Genomic DNA, 16,033 nt, shown 5'->3' on the forward strand with positions numbered 1-16,033 from the left:
ATGAAACGACATCACTGGTTGTTGGGCTCGGTCCTGCTGGTTTGCCTGTTTATCTATGCAACCGAGTTGTTCGCCGATGACCGCGAAGCGTTGAAGGCCTTCGAAACCGTGCTGAAGGTTTTCCAGAGCCCGCGTTGCCAAAACTGCCACATTCCCGGCGATTCACCGTTGCAGTTCGATTCGGGAAAGCCCCATGGGATGAATGTGGTGCGTGGCCTGGATGGCAAGGGTGCCGCGGGACTGCCCTGCGCGACCTGCCACGCCGAGGCCAATCCACCGCCCGGTTACGACCCTAAGGCACCCCCGGGGGCGCCCCATTGGAGCCTGCCACCGGCCGCGCACAAAATGGCCTGGATTGGCCTGCCGCCCGACAAGTTGTGCGCCATGATCAAGGACCGTTCCAGCAACGGCGATCGTGATTTCGCGGCGCTGATCAAGCATGTCAGCGAGGACAAACTGGTGCTGTGGGGCTGGAATCCCGGAGGCAATCGCGAGCCGGTGCCGGTGCCCCACGCTATTTTCGTCGAGCAATTCAAGGCTTGGGCGGACGCGGGAGGGCCCTGTCCGCAGGGTAGCTGACCAACGGTGCGTCAGCCGGGAGTCAAACCGGTTCTGGGCGACTCTAAAGTACAGAGTCGCCACAGGAGCAACTTATGCTGATCCCAGGCAAGACTTACCCATCAAGCGTTTGCGCAGACCCCTTGCGCACGCCATTGCAGGAACGCGAACTGCTGCGCGACCTGGCCCGCCAGGCTGAGCAGGAACTGATCGGCGTGCAAATGGCGAGCATGGATGAGTTGACACTGCTGTCCAATCGGCACGGTTTCATCGCATTGGCCCAACTGGGCCTGAACGTCTGCCAGCAACTGGGCCGGCCGGCGACCCTGCTGTTTTTTAACCTCGACGACTTCAAGCGCATCAACTACTTGTTCGGTCGCGCCGAGGGCGACGATGCCCTGAAAACCTTTGCCGATGTGCTGCGCATAGGCTTCAGGGAAAGCGACGTGATCGGTCGACTGGACGGTGCCACCTTCGTCGCTTTGCTGACGGGGTCCAGCGCGGTGGACATCAAGGCGATCAAGGCGCGACTCGAAGAAATGCTCGATGAGCGCAATGCCACGTTGCATCGCGGTTATGACATTCGCTTCAGCATCGGGCAGATCGACTACGACACTGTGCTGCATGGCTCGATTGAAGAGCTTTTGGTTGAGGCGCAAACGGTGTTGGGCCGCTAGACGTGTGTTGGCAGGACTGGCCCCTTCGCGGGCAAGTCCGCTCCCACAGGGTGTGGTTGTACACCGTTCGTGTGAACGACAGACATCACTGTGGGAGCGGGCTTGCCCGCGAAGGCGTCCTCGCTGTCACCGCTTATTTGGCAAACAACTGCCCGATATCCTTGAATGCCTTGAATTCCAGCGCATTGCCGCAGGGATCAAACAGAAACATCGTCGCCTGCTCACCCACCAGCCCCTGGAAACGAATCCCCGGTTCGATCACGAAGCGCGTCCCCAGCGCCTTCAGCCGTTCGGCCAGCGCTTCCCACTCCGCCATTCCCAGAACCACGCCAAAATGCGGCACCGGCACGTCATGGCCGTCCACAGCATTGGTGTGGGCAGCTTCCTGGATCGCGTTTTTCGGTGCCAGGTGGATCACCAGTTGGTGGCCGAAAAAGTTGAAATCGACCCAATGCTCGCTGGAGCGACCTTCTTCCAGGCCGAACACGGTGCCGTAAAAGTGTCGCGCGGCCGGCAGGTCATAGACGGGAATGGCGAGGTGAAATGGGGAGAGCTGCATCGGGTGGGCCTCAATCTGCTGAATTCAGGCTGAGTGTATTCCTGTGCTTTTCGATTAAAAGACGATAGTTTTTGCGCCGAGCTCAAATTATTTCGATCAATCGGGGGCCCTATGCTGCGGGAACTGAAAACCTTTATCGCGGTGACGCGTTACGGCACGTTTGCGGCGGCGGGCATGCACATCGGCCTGACACAGTCGGCCGTCAGTGCGCAGATGCGCAACCTGGAACAGGCCCTCGGGATTCGCTTGTTCGATCGCACCGGACGTCAGGCATTGCTCAATGCGGCGGGGCAGCGCGCGTTGCCCATGGCCCGGGAGATCCTGGACACCTTCAGCCGCATGGCCGTCAGCGACGATGTCAGCGAATACCGTGGCGAGCTGAAAATCGGTGCGGTGGCCACGGCCCAGACCGGATTGCTGCCCCAGGCCTTGCTGCGTTTGCGTCAGCAGGCGCCATTGCTGGAGCCAAAACTGGTGCCGGGGGTGTCGCTCAATCTGTTGAGCCAGGTGGACACCGGCGAAGTCGATCTGGCGATCCTGATCAAGCCACCATTCGACCTGTCCAAGGAACTGTCGGCGCAAGTGATTCGCCGCGAGCCGTTTGTATTGATCGTCCCGGCGGAGCTCGAAGGCGACGAGCCGCTGCAACTGCTCGCCGATCACCCCCATGTACGCTACGACCGCAACTCGTTTGGTGGACGCCTGGTGACCCGGTTTCTGCGTGAACAGCAGGTTGATGTGCAGGTGGCGCTGGAGCTGGATGAACTGGAAGCCATCGTCAAGATGGTCGAATGCGGGTTGGGGGTTTCGTTGCTGCCCGAAGCCGGTTTGTGGCTCGAGCATGGGGCGAAGGTCAGGGTGATTCGCCTGGGTGAGTTGACGTTTTATCGGGAGATTGTGTTGTTGCAGCGTTACAGCCAGCGACAGCAGTCGATTCAGCAGCTGTTTGCCAATTGCCTGACACAACATTGACCCCGTAGGAGCGAGGCTGCTCGCGATGGTCGTTAACGATGATGCGTTTTGTCAGGATGAAACACGGTGCTTTGAAGTCCATCGCGAGCAGGCTCGCTCCTACAGGGGAATGCGTGCGATCGAGGATTCACAGGCACAAAAAAACCCGCCTGAAGAGGCGGGTTTTTTATCGGCTAACCGAAGATCACTCTTCGAGGTTGCCCATGGCGGTGGTGTTGAAGCCACCGTCTACGTACATGATTTCACCGCTGATGCCGGACGCCAGGTCCGAGCACAGGAAGGCGCCGGCGTTGCCGACTTCTTCGATGGTGACGTTGCGACGCAGCGGGGTTTGCGCTTCGTTGGCGGCCAGCATCTTGCGGAAGTTCTTGATGCCGGAAGCGGCGAGGGTGCGGATCGGGCCTGCCGATACGCAGTTGACGCGGGTGCCGTCCGGGCCCAGGGAGCCGGCCAGGTAACGCACGCCGGCTTCCAGGGAAGCCTTGGCCATGCCCATCACGTTGTAGTTCGGCATGGTGCGCTCAGCGCCCAGGTACGACAGGGTCAGCAGGCTGCCGTTGCGGCCTTTCATCATTTCGCGACCGGCCTTGGCCAGGGCCACGAAGCTGTAGGCGCTGATGTCGTGAGCGATGCGGAAACCTTCACGGGTGGTGGCTTCGGTGAAGTCGCCGTCCAGTTGGTCGCCCGGGGCGAAGCCGACGGAGTGCACGATGCAGTCCAGGCCGTCCCACTTCTTGCTCAGCTCTTCGAAGACCTTGGCGATTTCCGCATCGCTGGCCACGTCGCACGGGAAGCACAGCTCAGGGCTCGAACCCCAGCCTTGCGCGAACTCTTCGACACGACCTTTCAGTTTGTCGTTCTGATAAGTGAAGGCAAGCTCAGCGCCCTCGCGATGCATGGCGGCAGCGATGCCGGATGCGATGGACAGCTTGCTGGCGACACCGACGATCAGTACGCGCTTACCGGCGAGAAAACCCATGTGTTGCTCCTCTCTTTCAGGTTATTGCGCAGTGGCTGGAGCCAGGAAAGCGGCTTCGAGCAACTGCTGTGTATACGGATGTTGGGGGGCGGCAAAAATGCTTTGCGCGTCTCCCTGTTCGACCACTTGGCCATGCTTGACCACCATCAGCTGGTGGCTGAGCGCTTTGACGACAGCCAGGTCATGGCTGATAAACAGATACGTCAGGTTGTACTTGCTTTGCAGTGAACGCAAAAGCTCCACCACTTGGCGTTGCACGGTGCGGTCGAGGGCCGAAGTCGGCTCGTCCAGCAGAATCAACGCCGGTTTTAGCACTAATGCCCGGGCAATGGCGATTCTCTGCCGTTGCCCACCGGAAAATTCGTGGGGGTAGCGGTGCCGGGTTTCCGGGTCCAGACCTACCTCCTTGAGTGCCGCAATGATCGCTTGTTCCTGTTCCGCCTCGGTGCCCATCTTGTGGATCCGCAGGCCTTCGCCGACGATCTGGCTCACGCACATCCGCGGGCTCAGGCTGCCGAAGGGGTCCTGGAACACCACCTGCATTTCCCTGCGCAACGGCCGCACCTGTTGTTGCGTCAGGCAGTCTAGCTGCTTGCCTTCAAAACGGATGGTGCCTTTGCTGCCGATCAACCGCAGGATCGCCAGACCCAACGTCGACTTGCCGGAACCGCTCTCTCCCACGATCCCCAGGGTCTGACCCTGAGGCAGGCTGAAATTGATGCCGTCCACGGCCTTGACGTAATCCACCGTCTTTTTCAGCAAGCCTTTCTTGATCGGGAACCAGACTTTCAAGTCCTTGACCGTCAGCAATGGCGGGCCAACCACATTGGTCGCCGGCGTGCCGCTGGGCTCCGCTGCCAGCAGGATCCGGGTGTACGGATGCTGCGGCGCGCGGAACAATTCTTCGCACGATGCCTGTTCGACGATGCAACCGCGCTGCATGACACATACGCGATGCGCAATTCTTTTCACCAGGTTCAAATCGTGGCTGATCAGCAGCAATGCCATGCCCAGGCGGGCCTGTAGTTCCTTGAGCAATTCGAGGATTTTCAGCTGAACGGTCACGTCCAGCGCGGTGGTCGGCTCGTCGGCAATCAGCAGTTCCGGCTCGTTGGCCAGGGCCATGGCGATCATCACTCGCTGGCGCTGACCGCCGGACAACTCATGGGGCAAGGCCTTGAGGCGCTTGTGCGGCTCGGGGATGCCGACCATTTCCAGCAACTCCAGGGTGCGCCTGGTCGCGACTTTCCCGACCAGCCCCTTGTGGATGCCCAATACCTCGTTGATCTGCTTCTCGATCGAATGCAGCGGGTTGAGCGAGGTCATCGGCTCCTGAAAGATCATTGCGATCCGGTTGCCGCGGATGTGGCGGATGGTCTTCTCTTTCAGGCTCAACAGATCTTGCCCGGAATAGGCAATGGTGCCTGACGGATGCCGGGCGAGCGGGTAGGGCAGAAGGCGCAGGATCGAGTGGGCGGTCACCGATTTGCCGGAGCCGCTTTCGCCCACCAGGGCCAGGGTTTCACCGCGCTTGATGTCGAAACTGACCCCTTCGACCACACGCTGGCAGTGGTCGCCGACGACAAACTCGACGGCGAGGTCGCGCACTTCGATCAGATTGTCCTGATTCATTTCACTTCCTCGGGTCGAAGGCGTCGCGAGCGGACTCGCCGATAAACACCAGCAAACTCAACATCAACGCCAACACCGCAAACGCGCTCATGCCGAGCCACGGTGCTTGCAGGTTGGATTTGCCCTGGGCCACCAGTTCACCCAGGGAAGGACTGCCCGCCGGCAGGCCGAAGCCGAGGAAATCCAGGGCGGTGAGGGTGCCGATGGCGCCGGTCAGGATGAACGGCATGAAGGTCATGGTCGAGACCATGGCGTTGGGCAGGATGTGGCGGAACATGATCGCCCCATTCTGCATGCCCAGCGCCCGGGCCGCGCGTACGTATTCCAGGTTGCGCCCCCGCAGGAATTCGGCGCGCACCACATCGACCAGGCTCATCCAGGAAAACAACAGCATGATGCCCAGCAGCCACCAGAAATTGGGCTGGACAAAACTGGCCAGGATGATCAGCAGATAGAGCACCGGCAACCCGGACCAGATTTCGAGGAATCGCTGCCCGGCCAGATCGATCCAGCCACCGTAGAAACCCTGCAGGGCACCGGCGATGACGCCAATGATCGAGCTGAACAGGGTCAGTGTCAGGGCGAACAACACCGAAATGCGGAAGCCGTAGATCACGCGGGCCAATACGTCACGGCCCTGGTCATCGGTGCCGAGGAGGTTATCGCTCGAGGGCGGCGCCGGTGCCGGGACTTTCAGGTCGTAGTTGATGCTCTGGTAGCTGTAGGGAATCGGCGCCCACAGCACCCAGGCGTCCTTGGCCTTGAGCAGTTCGCGGATGTACGGGCTCTTGTAGTTGGCTTCCAGCGGGAATTCGCCGCCGAAGGTGGTTTCCGGGTAGCGCTTGAGCGCCGGGAAGTACCAGTTGTTGTCGTAATGCACCACCAGGGGTTTGTCGTTGGCAATCAGCTCGGCGCCGAGGCTGGCGCCGAACAGGATCAGAAACAGCCACAGCGACCACCAGCCACGCTTGTTGGCCTTGAACAGTTCGAAGCGACGGCGATTGAGAGGGGACAGGTTCATCTCAATGCTCCCGGCTTTCGAAGTCGATGCGCGGATCGACAAAGGTGTAGGTGAGGTCGCCGATCAGTTTCACCACCAGCCCCAGCAGGGTGAAGATGAACAGGGTGCCGAAAACCACCGGGTAATCGCGGTTGATCGCCGCTTCGAAACTCATCAGGCCGAGGCCGTCGAGGGAGAAGATCACTTCGACCAGCAGCGAACCGGTGAAGAAGATACCGATGAACGCCGACGGGAACCCGGCGATCACCAGCAGCATGGCGTTGCGGAACACATGGCCGTAGAGCACGCGATGGTTGGTCAGGCCCTTGGCCTTGGCGGTGACCACGTATTGCTTGTTGATTTCGTCGAGGAAGCTGTTTTTGGTCAGCAGGGTCATGGTCGCGAAGTTGCCGATCACCAGCGCGGTCACCGGCAGCGCCAGGTGCCAGAAATAATCGAGCACCTTGCCGCCCATGCTCAGTTCATCGAAGTTGTTCGATGTCAGCCCGCGCAGGGGGAACCAGTCCAGATAACTGCCGCCGGCAAACACCACGATCAGCAGGATGGCGAACAGGAACGCCGGGATGGCGTAGCCGACGATGATCGCCGAACTGGTCCAGACGTCGAAGTGACTGCCGTGCCGCGTGGCCTTGGCGATCCCCAGCGGGATCGACACCAGGTACATGATCAGCGTGCTCCACAGCCCAAGGGAGATCGACACGGGCATCTTTTCCTTGATCAGGTCGATGACCTTGGCGTCGCGAAAGAAACTGTCGCCGAAATCCAGGGACGCATAGTTCTTGACCATGATCCACAGGCGTTCCGGCGCCGACTTGTCGAAGCCGTACATGTGCTCGATTTCCTTGACCAGCGCCGGGTCCAGGCCTTGGGCGCCGCGATAGGCCGAGCCGGCTACCGAGACTTCGGCACCGCCACCGGCGATGCGGCTGGTGGCGCCTTCGAAACCTTCGAGTTTGGCGATCATCTGCTCCACCGGCCCGCCGGGGGCGGCCTGGATGATCACGAAGTTGATCAGCAAAATGCCGAACAAGGTCGGAATGATCAGCAGCAGTCGCCGAAAAATATACGCCAGCATCTGATTACTCCGTGCCCGCAGGGTCGGCTTGCAATTTGGTTTCGATCTCTATGGCCGGTTTGGCATCGGGCTTGACCCACCAAGTGGCGGTGCCGATGTCATATTTAGGCGAGATCTTGGGATGGCCGATGTGGTTCCAGTAGGCCACGCGCCAGGTTTTGATGTGCCAGTTGGGAACCACGTAATAGCCCCATTGCAGCACCCGGTCCAGTGCGCGTGCATGGGCCACCAGGCTTTTGCGCGAATCGGCGTTGATCAATTGTTCCACCAGTTGGTCCACCACCGGGTCCTTGAGGCCCATGGAGTTGCGGCTGCCCGGTTTGTCGGCGGCAGCGCTCATCCAGAACTCGCGCTGTTCGTTGCCCGGCGAGTTGGACTGCGGGAAGCTGCCGACGATCATGTCGAAGTCCCGCGAGCGCACGCGGTTGACGTACTGCGAGACGTCAACGCGGCGGATCACCAGGTCGATGCCCAGGTCGCTCAGGTTGCGCTTGAACGGCAACAGCACCCGCTCGAATTCGGTCTGGGCCAGCAGGAACTCGATCGTCACCGGTTTACCGGTGGCGTCGACCATTTTGTCGTCGACGATGCGCCAGCCGGCCTCTTGCAGCAGTTGATAGGCCTTGCGCTGCTGGGCGCGGATCATGCCGCTGCCATCGGTGACCGGGTTCTGGAAGGCTTCGCTGAACACCTGTTCGGGAATCTTGCCGCGGAACGGTTCGAGGATTGCCAGTTGATCGGCGTCCGGCAGGCCGGTGGCGGCCATTTCCGAGTTTTCGAAGTAGCTGCGGGTTCGCGCGTAGGCGCCGTTGAACAATTGCTTGTTGGTCCATTCGAAATCCAGCAACAGTGTCAGGGCCTGACGCACGCGCACATCCTGGAACATCGGGCGACGCAGGTTGAACACGAAGCCTTGCATGCCGGTGGGGTTGCCGTTGGGGATTTGCTCCTTTATCAAGCGGCCCTCGGTGACCGCCGGGATGTTGTAGGCGTTGGCCCAGTTCTTGGCGGTCATCTCCAGCCAGTAATCGAACTGCCCGGCCTTGAGCGCCTCCAGCGCGACGGTGTTGTCGCGATAGTAATCGGTGGTCATCACGTCGAAATTGTAGAAGCCACGGTTGACCGGGAGATCCTTGCCCCAGTAATCCTTGACTCGCTCATAGCGCACCGAACGCCCGGCCTTCACTTCGCTGACCCGATAGGGGCCGCTGCCCAGGGGAATTTCCAGGTTGCCCTTGTTGAAATCGCGGGTGGCCCACCAATGCTTGGGCAGTACCGGCAACTGGCCGAGGATCAGCGGCAGTTCTCGGTTGTTGCTGTGCTTGAACTTGAACAGCACCGTGAGCGGGTCCTCGGCGACCACTTCGTCAACGTCGCTGTAATAGCCACGGTACATCGGGGCGCCATCCTTGATCAGGGTCTGGAAGCTGAACACCACATCTTCGGCGCGTATCGGATGACCATCGTGGAATCGCGCTTCCGGACGCAGGTAGAAGCGCACCCAGGTGTTGTCCGGTGCTTTTTCGATTTTGCCGGCGACCAGGCCGTATTCGGTGAACGGTTCATCCAGGCCCTGTTTGGCCAGCGTGTCGTAGATCAGCGTGATGTCTTCGGCGGCCACCCCTTTGCTGATGAACGGGTTGAGGCTGTCGAAGCCGCCAAACCCGGCCTGGCGGAATTTTCCGCCCTTGGGGGCATCCGGGTTGACGTAATCGAAGTGTTTGAAATCGGCCGGGTATTTCGGCGGCTCGTTGTACAGGGTCAGGGCATGCTGCGGGGCGGCACAGGCCAGCCCGGCGAACAACAGGGCGCTGGCCTGCAGGAGCAGGGCGCTTACAGGCTTCATTGATCTTTCTCCGAAGATTTCAGCCACCACGCGCTCAGGCCCAGGGTGTAGGGCGGCGTGGTGACGAAAGCCAACCGGTTGCGGTAGGCCAGACGGTGATAATTGAGGTACCAGTTGGGAATGCTGTAGTGCTGCCAGAGCAGTACCCGATCCAGGGCCCTGCCGGCGGCCACTTGCTCATCGCGACTCTTCGCTGCGAGCAGTTGTTCGAGCAGGTGGTCGACCACCGGGTTGGCGATGCCGGCGTAATTCTTGCTGCCCTTGACCCCGACCTGGCTGGAATGAAAGTACTGCCATTGCTCCAGGCCCGGGCTTAGGGTCTGGTTGAGCGTCATCAGGATCATGTCGAAATCGAACTGGTCGAGGCGCTGTTTGTACTGCGCACGATCGACCGTGCGCAGCCGGGCGTCGACGCCGATGCTGGCGAGGTTCTCGACGTAAGGCTGGAGGATGCGCTCCAGGTTCGGATTGACCAGCAGGATCTCCAGGCGCAAGGGTTGCCCGGCGGCGTTTTGCAGGCGCTGGCCGTTGAGCTTCCAGCCGGCTTCGGCGAGCAGCCCCAGGGCTTTGCGCAGGGTTTCCCGGGGGATGCCGGCGCCTTGGGTCTGCGGCAGGCTGAAGGGCTCGGTGAAGAGCTTCGCGGGCAACTGCTCGCGCCAGGGTTTGAGCATCAGCCATTCATGTCCGACCGGCAGGCCGGTGGCGGAGAACTCGCTGTTGGGGTAGTAACTCATGGCGCGCATGTAGGCGCCGCTGAACAGCGTGCGGTTGGTCCACTCGAAGTCGAACATCAGCCCCAGCGCTTCACGAACCTTCACGTCGGAGAACGTCGGCCGGCGGCTGTTCATGAACAGACCCTGGCTCTGGGTCGGGATCTGGTGCGGGATCTGCGCCTTGATCACGTCACCGCGGCGTATCGCCGGGAAGTTGTAGCCGGTGTCCCAGTTCTTCGCCTGGTGCTCGATGTAAATGTCGAACTCGCCGGCCTTGAACGCTTCGAACGCGACATCGCTGTCCCGGTAGAACTCGACCTCCATGCGGTCGACATTGTATTTGCCGCGATTGACTGCCAGATCCTTGCCCCAGTAGTCCTTGACCCGCTCGAAAACGATCTGTCGTCCCGGCGTCACCGACGTGATGCGGTACGGTCCGCTGCCCAGTGGTGGTTCGAAGGTGGTGGCCTTGAAGTCCCGACCCTTCCAGTAGTGCTGCGGCAGTACCGGCAACTCGCCCAGTCGCAAGATCAGCAGCGGATTGCCGGCGCGTTTGAAGACGAACCGTATGCGCCGTGGATTGAGAATGTCGACCCTCAACACTTCCTGGAGGCTGGTGCGGTAAAGCGGATGGCCTTCCTTGAGCAGTAAACGGTAGGAAAACGCGACGTCATGGGCGGTGATGGGGGTGCCGTCGTGGAAACGCGCCTCGGGGCGCAGGTTGAACACCACCCAGCTGCGGTCCTCGTTGTACTCCACCGACTGGGCAATCAGGCCGTAACTGGAGGCGGGTTCGTCGCCGGACGGTGCGTACTGACCTGTGCCGACCATCAGCGGCTCATTGAGTTCGTTGATGCCGTATTGCAGGAAATTCGGCGTGGTCACCGGGCTGGTGCCCTTGAAGGTGTAAGGGTTGAGCGTATCGAAGGTGCCAAACGCCATCACCCGCAACGTACCGCCCTTGGGCGCTTGCGGGTTGACCCAGTCGAAGTGGGTAAATCTGGCCGGGTACTTGAGCGAGCCGAACTGCGCATAACCATGGCTTTCGCTGATCGTCGCGCTTGCGGTGGAGCTCAAGGCCAGGCAGATCAGGAGCGAGAGGAGGGGATGCTTCAAATAGGGAATCCGATCCGGGCGGCTTGGGCTTTGTGGATCGTACAGTAACAGCTTGTATGGACAGGAAAAAGACAGGGGTTTAAAGCAGATCTGTTCCGTTGCAGGAGCCGGCTTGCTCGCGATGGTTCGGGAGATTACGCGTAAAACGGGAAGCGCGGCGGCGCTCTCTGGTTTTACGCGAGCGGGCTCGCTCCTGCGGGGTAAAAAATTCGCGGGCAAAAAAAGCCCCTGAATTCAGGGGCTCGTTTTTAATGCGGATTGGCAACGGTCAGCATCTGACCCGGTTTCAACGCCTGGCCGACGCGCGGGTTCCAGCGCTTGAGGTGTTGCATTTCAACATTGAAGCGCTTGGCCACCATGTACAGCGAGTCGCCTTGCTGAACCTTGTATTGGGATTGTGGCTTCCTGGTCTCGCCCTTGGTCTTGGCATTGGCCGCGACCACGGTGTTGATGCGTCCGGAACCGCGTTTGCTGGTGTCCTGAAGAACCAGGGTCTGGCCCGGTTTGAGGTTCTTGCCACTCAGCTTGTTCCAGCGCTGCAGGTCCTTGGTGTCGACGTTGTTGGCCTTGGCGATGGAGCCCAGGTTATCGCCACGCTTGACCCGGTAGTTGCGTTTGGCACTCGCCACCTGGATGTCATCAGCACCCTCGAAAACCGGTTTGCGCGATTTCTTGCTGATCAACTCTTCAGGACGCATGGTCTGCAGGCTGGTGGTCAGCAGCTGCGCCTTGGAGGTCGGCACCAACAGATGCTGGGGGCCGTCGAGGGTGGTGCGCTGCTTGAACGCCGGATTGAGCTGGAAGAGTTCGTCTTCGTCGATGTTGGCGACTTCGGCGACCTTGGACAGGTCCATGCGCTGGTTGATTTCGACGACTTTGAAATAGGGTTCGTTGGCGATCGGGTTAAGGTTCACGCCGTAGGCCTCTGGCGCCAGCACCACTTGCGAGAGGGCCAGCAGTTTCGGCACATACGCCTGGGTCTCGGCAGGCAGTGGCAGGTTCCAGTAGTCGGTAGGCAGGCCGAGTCTTTCATTGCGCTCGATGGCCCGGCTGACCGTGCCTTCGCCTGCGTTGTACGCGGCAAGGGCCAGCAGCCAGTCACCGTTGAACATGTCGTGCAGGCGAGTCAGGTAATCCATCGCGGCGGTGGTCGAGGCGGTGATGTCGCGACGGCCATCATAAAAGCGGGTTTGACGCAGGTTGTAGTAACGCCCGGTGGAAGGGATGAATTGCCAAAGGCCCACCGCGTCGGACCGGGAGTAGGCCATCGGGTTGTAGGCGCTTTCGATCACCGGCAACAGCGCCAGCTCCAGCGGCATGTTGCGCTCTTCAAGACGTTCGATGATGTAGTGAATGTAGAGGCTGCCGCGTTCGCCGGCATTTTCGAGAAAAGACGGGTTGCTGGCGAACCACAGGCGTTGCTGCTCGATGCGCGGGTTGACGCCCAGGCCATCCTGCAACTGGAAGCCCTGGCGCATGCGCTCCCAGACGTCCTGCGGAATCTGCGGGCTCGGCTTTTCGCTGAGCCAGACGGGCTTCTGCTTGGCGCGCGCGGCAATATTCGGAGTGTGTGCCGCATCGGTTTGCGGCACATGGCTGGAACAGCCGGCCAAGGTCGCTGACACAGCCACCGCGATGGCTTGAGCCAGGCGGGTCAATGCGTCCGAATTGATGGCTTTGCGAATAGATGACGACATTGGCTGGAAGTAAGTTCCGGGCAAAAATGTCGGGGGATTCTAGAAAGCGCACCTCCAACGGTCAACCACTCATGGTTTTTGCACCATCGTACAGGCGGCTCAGAACGTGTCTTTCCAACTTCTTAGCGCAGCAAAAACCATATCGGGCGCAGAGTTATCGGTGCCGGTCCGTTCGTCCACTTTTTCTTTAACGGATGTTACGGCGGTACGCAAAAACGGGTTTGTACGTTTTTCCAGGGCCACCGTGGAAGGCAGTGTGATGACGCCGGCTTCCCGTTGGCGGGTAACGGTGGCGAGGCGTTCCAGCGTATCGGGGTTGCCGGGCTCGACCGCCGCGGCGAAACGCAGGTTGCTCAGCGTATATTCGTGAGTGCAGTACACCAGCGTATTTTCGGGAAGGGCCGCGAGGCGCGACAGCGAGGTGTACATTTGCAGGGGCGTCCCCTCGAACAGGCGTCCGCAACCGGCCGCAAACAGGGTATCTCCGCAAAACAGCAGGCCGCGATGATAATAGGCAATGTGCCCCAGGGTATGGCCGGGCACGGCGATGACGTCGAAGTCATGGCCCAGTACATTGATGCGGTCGTTGTCCTTGAGGGCCACGTCCCGCGCCGGAATGTTTTCACTGGCCGGGCCGTAGACTGTGGCGTCCGTCGTTTTTTTCAGCTGTTCGACGCCGCCGACATGGTCATGATGGTGATGAGTGATCAGAATATCGCTCAACACCCATTGCGGATTGGCTGCAAGCCAGGCCTGCACGGGGGCGGCATCGCCGGGGTCGACCACCGCGCAGCGCCGGGTGTCGGGATCTTGTAACAACCAGATGTAGTTGTCGGTAAAGGCGGGCAGGGCAGTGATCTGTATCATCGTCGGATTCGCCAATTGGAAAGCAATGGCGCATCTTAGAACTTCCTGGCGCGTTGGAGAATGCAATGACGGATAAAGCGTTCGCTCAGGCTGATCCTGACTGGCTGGCGTTGATCAGCGCGGCCCGTGACTGGCTGTCCGGCCCCATCGGGCAGTTTTTGCTGGATGAAGAACGGCGCATGCTCGAAGAAGAGCTGGGTCGCTTTTTCGGCGGTTATCTGGTGCATTACGGCCCATCCGCCCAGACACCACCGTCGGCACCGCAGGTGCAGCGCAATGTCCGTCTGGGCGCGCCGTTGCCAGGGGTTGAGATTGTCTGCGAAGAGCAAGCGTGGCCGTTGAGCGAACATGCCGCCGACGTGGTGGTCATGCAGCATGGCCTGGACTTTTGCCTGTCGCCCCACGGACTGCTGCGCGAAGCGGCGAGCAGCGTGCGGCCTGGCGGGCACCTGTTGATCATCGGGATCAATCCCTGGAGCAGTTGGGGACTGCGTCATGTGTTCGCTCATGATGCGTTGCGCAAGGCCCGCTGCATTTCCCCGTCTCGGGTCGCCGACTGGCTGAATCTGCTGGGCTTCGCGCTGGAGAAACGCCGCTTCGGGTGCTATCGTCCGCCGCTCGCGTCACCCGCCTGGCAGACCCGTCTGGCCGGCTGGGAGCGCATGGCCGGTCGCTGGCAGTTGTCTGGCGGTGGCTTCTATTTATTGGTGGCGCGCAAGATAGTGGTCGGCCTGCGACCCTTGCGTCAGGAGCGCCGCGAACCGATGGGCAAGTTGATTCCATTGCCCATGGCCAAGGTCAACCGTCGTCATATCGAACCGTAATTCACCTTGTATTTCCTGGCCGGGGTTGCCCCCGGTCTCGGGCGTTGTCGATCAACGATCGGCGAGCCACCGCATTTTCTGGATAGATTGGCATGAGCGATAGCGTAGAACTCTTCACTGACGGCGCCTGTAAAGGCAACCCTGGCCCTGGCGGCTGGGGCGCATTACTGGTGTGCAAGGGTGTTGAAAAGGAACTCTGGGGCGGCGAAACCAACACCACCAACAACCGCATGGAGCTGATGGGCGCGATCCGTGGCCTCGAAGAGCTCAAGCGTCCTTGTGATGTGCTGCTGGTGACCGACTCGCAGTACGTGATGAAGGGCATCAACGAGTGGATGGCCAACTGGAAAAAACGCGGCTGGAAAACCGCGGCGAAAGAACCGGTCAAGAACGCTGATCTATGGAAAATGCTCGACGAGCAGGTCAACCGTCACAACGTCACCTGGAAATGGGTCCGCGGGCACATCGGCCACCATGGCAATGAGCGGGCCGACCAACTGGCCAACCGTGGCGTGGATGAAGTGCGCGGGTTCAAGCAGGCCTGATCCATCGAGTCTTCGCCAATTGCGAGCAGGCACGCTCCCGCAGGAAGTCTTGGGGGGAGAGAGCCTGCTCGCGATGCTTTTCCGGGTTCGCGAGCGTGTTACCATCGCCGTTTTTGCACGATTGACCGATTGAGAGCTGAGCATTAGATGGCCACCAGATCCGTTGTACTCGATACCGAAACCACCGGCATGCCGGTGACCGACGGCCACCGGATTATCGAAATCGGTTGTGTCGAGTTGATCGGTCGTCGCCTGACCGGTCGGCATTTCCACGTCTACCTGCAACCGGATCGCGAAAGTGATGAAGGCGCCATCGGCGTCCACGGCATCACCAACGAGTTTCTGGTGGGCAAGCCGCGTTTCGCCGAAGTGGCCGAAGAATTCTTCGAATTCATCAAGGGCGCGCAGCTGATCATCCATAACGCGGCGTTCGACGTTGGCTTCATCAACAACGAATTCGCCCTGATGGGCCAGCACGACCGTGCGGACATCACGCAGCACTGCTCGATCCTCGACACCCTGCTCATGGCTCGGGAGCGTCACCCGGGGCAGCGCAACAGCCTCGATGCCTTGTGCAAACGCTACGGCGTCGACAACTCCGGCCGTGAACTGCACGGCGCCTTGCTCGACTCCGAGATTCTCGCCGACGTTTACCTGACCATGACCGGCGGCCAGACCAGCCTGTCGCTGGCCGGCAATGCGTCCGATGGCAATGGCTCCGGCGAAGGCGCGGACAACTCCGCCACTGAAATCCGCCGTCTGCCCGCCGATCGCCAGCCGACACGTATCATTCGCGCCAGCGAAGACGATATGGCCCGGCACGTGGCACGCATGGAAGCCATTGCCAAGTCGGCAGGTGCGCCGGCGCTGTGGGTGCAGTTGGCCGAGGCTGAAGCTCAGGCCTAGGTCGTTTCTTTATGCCGGTGACCCGTTTTGGGGCGTCGCGCTCGCT

15 protein-coding genes are annotated in these 16,033 nt (G+C 60.6%); 6 read left to right on the top strand and 9 right to left on the bottom strand.

The features are described from left to right. Positions 1 to 579: a hypothetical protein gene (locus BLV61_RS28900; RefSeq protein WP_090469226.1), complete on the top strand. Its 579-nt coding sequence runs from the start codon at positions 1 to 3 to the stop codon at positions 577 to 579. A gap of 74 nt (positions 580 to 653) precedes the next feature. Beyond that, positions 654 to 1,235, top strand: coding sequence for a GGDEF domain-containing protein (locus BLV61_RS28905; RefSeq protein ID WP_090469229.1), 582 nt, complete (start codon positions 654 to 656; stop codon positions 1,233 to 1,235). Positions 1,236 to 1,368: 133 nt separating this feature from the next. Here BLV61_RS28905 and BLV61_RS28910 read toward each other — a convergent pair whose 3' ends face one another. Further along, positions 1,369 to 1,794 (bottom strand): VOC family protein, encoded by a 426-nt coding sequence (locus BLV61_RS28910; RefSeq protein ID WP_090469234.1) that lies wholly within the window; start codon positions 1,792 to 1,794, stop codon positions 1,369 to 1,371. Between the two features lie 111 nt (positions 1,795 to 1,905). Here BLV61_RS28910 and BLV61_RS28915 point away from each other — a divergent pair, with 111 nt between their 5' ends. Continuing rightward, positions 1,906 to 2,766, top strand: coding sequence for a LysR family transcriptional regulator (locus BLV61_RS28915; RefSeq protein WP_090469237.1), 861 nt, complete (start codon positions 1,906 to 1,908; stop codon positions 2,764 to 2,766). A 184-nt stretch (positions 2,767 to 2,950) separates the two neighbouring features. Here the strand turns inward: BLV61_RS28915 and fabI are convergent, their stop codons facing one another. The 8 genes from fabI to gloB form a co-directional block, all read right to left on the bottom strand. Continuing rightward, positions 2,951 to 3,745, bottom strand: a complete 795-nt coding sequence (gene fabI / locus BLV61_RS28920) for an enoyl-ACP reductase FabI (protein WP_020799278.1) — start codon at positions 3,743 to 3,745, stop codon at positions 2,951 to 2,953. A 21-nt stretch (positions 3,746 to 3,766) separates the two neighbouring features. After that, entirely contained in the window at positions 3,767 to 5,377 is a 1,611-nt protein-coding gene (locus BLV61_RS28925; protein WP_047528310.1) for an ABC transporter ATP-binding protein, read from the bottom strand. 1 nt (position 5,378) lies between these two features. Beyond that, positions 5,379 to 6,398 (bottom strand): ABC transporter permease, encoded by a 1,020-nt coding sequence (locus BLV61_RS28930; protein ID WP_047528312.1) that lies wholly within the window; start codon positions 6,396 to 6,398, stop codon positions 5,379 to 5,381. 1 nt (position 6,399) lies between these two features. After that, on the bottom strand, positions 6,400 to 7,473 hold the full coding sequence (locus BLV61_RS28935; RefSeq protein ID WP_047528314.1) for a microcin C ABC transporter permease YejB: 1,074 nt from the start codon (positions 7,471 to 7,473) through the stop codon (positions 6,400 to 6,402). 4 nt (positions 7,474 to 7,477) lie between these two features. Then, positions 7,478 to 9,319, bottom strand: a complete 1,842-nt coding sequence (locus BLV61_RS28940) for an extracellular solute-binding protein (protein ID WP_047528316.1) — start codon at positions 9,317 to 9,319, stop codon at positions 7,478 to 7,480. Next, complete coding sequence (locus BLV61_RS28945; protein ID WP_047528318.1) at positions 9,316 to 11,148, bottom strand: extracellular solute-binding protein; 1,833 nt, start codon at positions 11,146 to 11,148, stop codon at positions 9,316 to 9,318. The genes BLV61_RS28940 and BLV61_RS28945 overlap by 4 nt, the downstream gene beginning before the upstream one ends. A 248-nt stretch (positions 11,149 to 11,396) precedes the next feature. Continuing rightward, positions 11,397 to 12,845 carry a transglycosylase SLT domain-containing protein gene (locus BLV61_RS28950; RefSeq protein ID WP_090469239.1) on the bottom strand — a complete coding sequence of 483 codons (1,449 nt, stop codon included), beginning with the start codon at positions 12,843 to 12,845 and terminating at the stop codon, positions 11,397 to 11,399. A gap of 99 nt (positions 12,846 to 12,944) precedes the next feature. Beyond that, a complete protein-coding gene (gloB, locus tag BLV61_RS28955) occupies positions 12,945 to 13,712 on the bottom strand; it encodes a hydroxyacylglutathione hydrolase (RefSeq protein ID WP_047528321.1) in 768 nt (255 codons plus the stop codon). Positions 13,713 to 13,777: 65 nt separating this feature from the next. On the opposite strand from gloB, the gene BLV61_RS28960 reads away from it, so the two are divergent. The 3 genes from BLV61_RS28960 (at position 13,778) to dnaQ (ending at position 15,987) form a co-directional block, all read left to right on the top strand. Then, positions 13,778 to 14,536 (top strand): class I SAM-dependent methyltransferase, encoded by a 759-nt coding sequence (locus BLV61_RS28960; RefSeq protein WP_047528323.1) that lies wholly within the window; start codon positions 13,778 to 13,780, stop codon positions 14,534 to 14,536. Positions 14,537 to 14,628: 92 nt separating this feature from the next. Further along, positions 14,629 to 15,081, top strand: coding sequence for a ribonuclease HI (gene rnhA / locus BLV61_RS28965; RefSeq protein WP_047528325.1), 453 nt, complete (start codon positions 14,629 to 14,631; stop codon positions 15,079 to 15,081). Between the two features lie 147 nt (positions 15,082 to 15,228). Beyond that, positions 15,229 to 15,987, top strand: a complete 759-nt coding sequence (dnaQ, locus tag BLV61_RS28970; RefSeq protein ID WP_047528327.1) for a DNA polymerase III subunit epsilon — start codon at positions 15,229 to 15,231, stop codon at positions 15,985 to 15,987. The last annotated feature ends 46 nt before the right edge of the window (positions 15,988 to 16,033 follow it).

It is taken from the genome of Pseudomonas mohnii (genome assembly GCF_900105115.1).
GTDB classification, from domain to species: domain Bacteria; phylum Pseudomonadota; class Gammaproteobacteria; order Pseudomonadales; family Pseudomonadaceae; genus Aquipseudomonas; species Aquipseudomonas mohnii.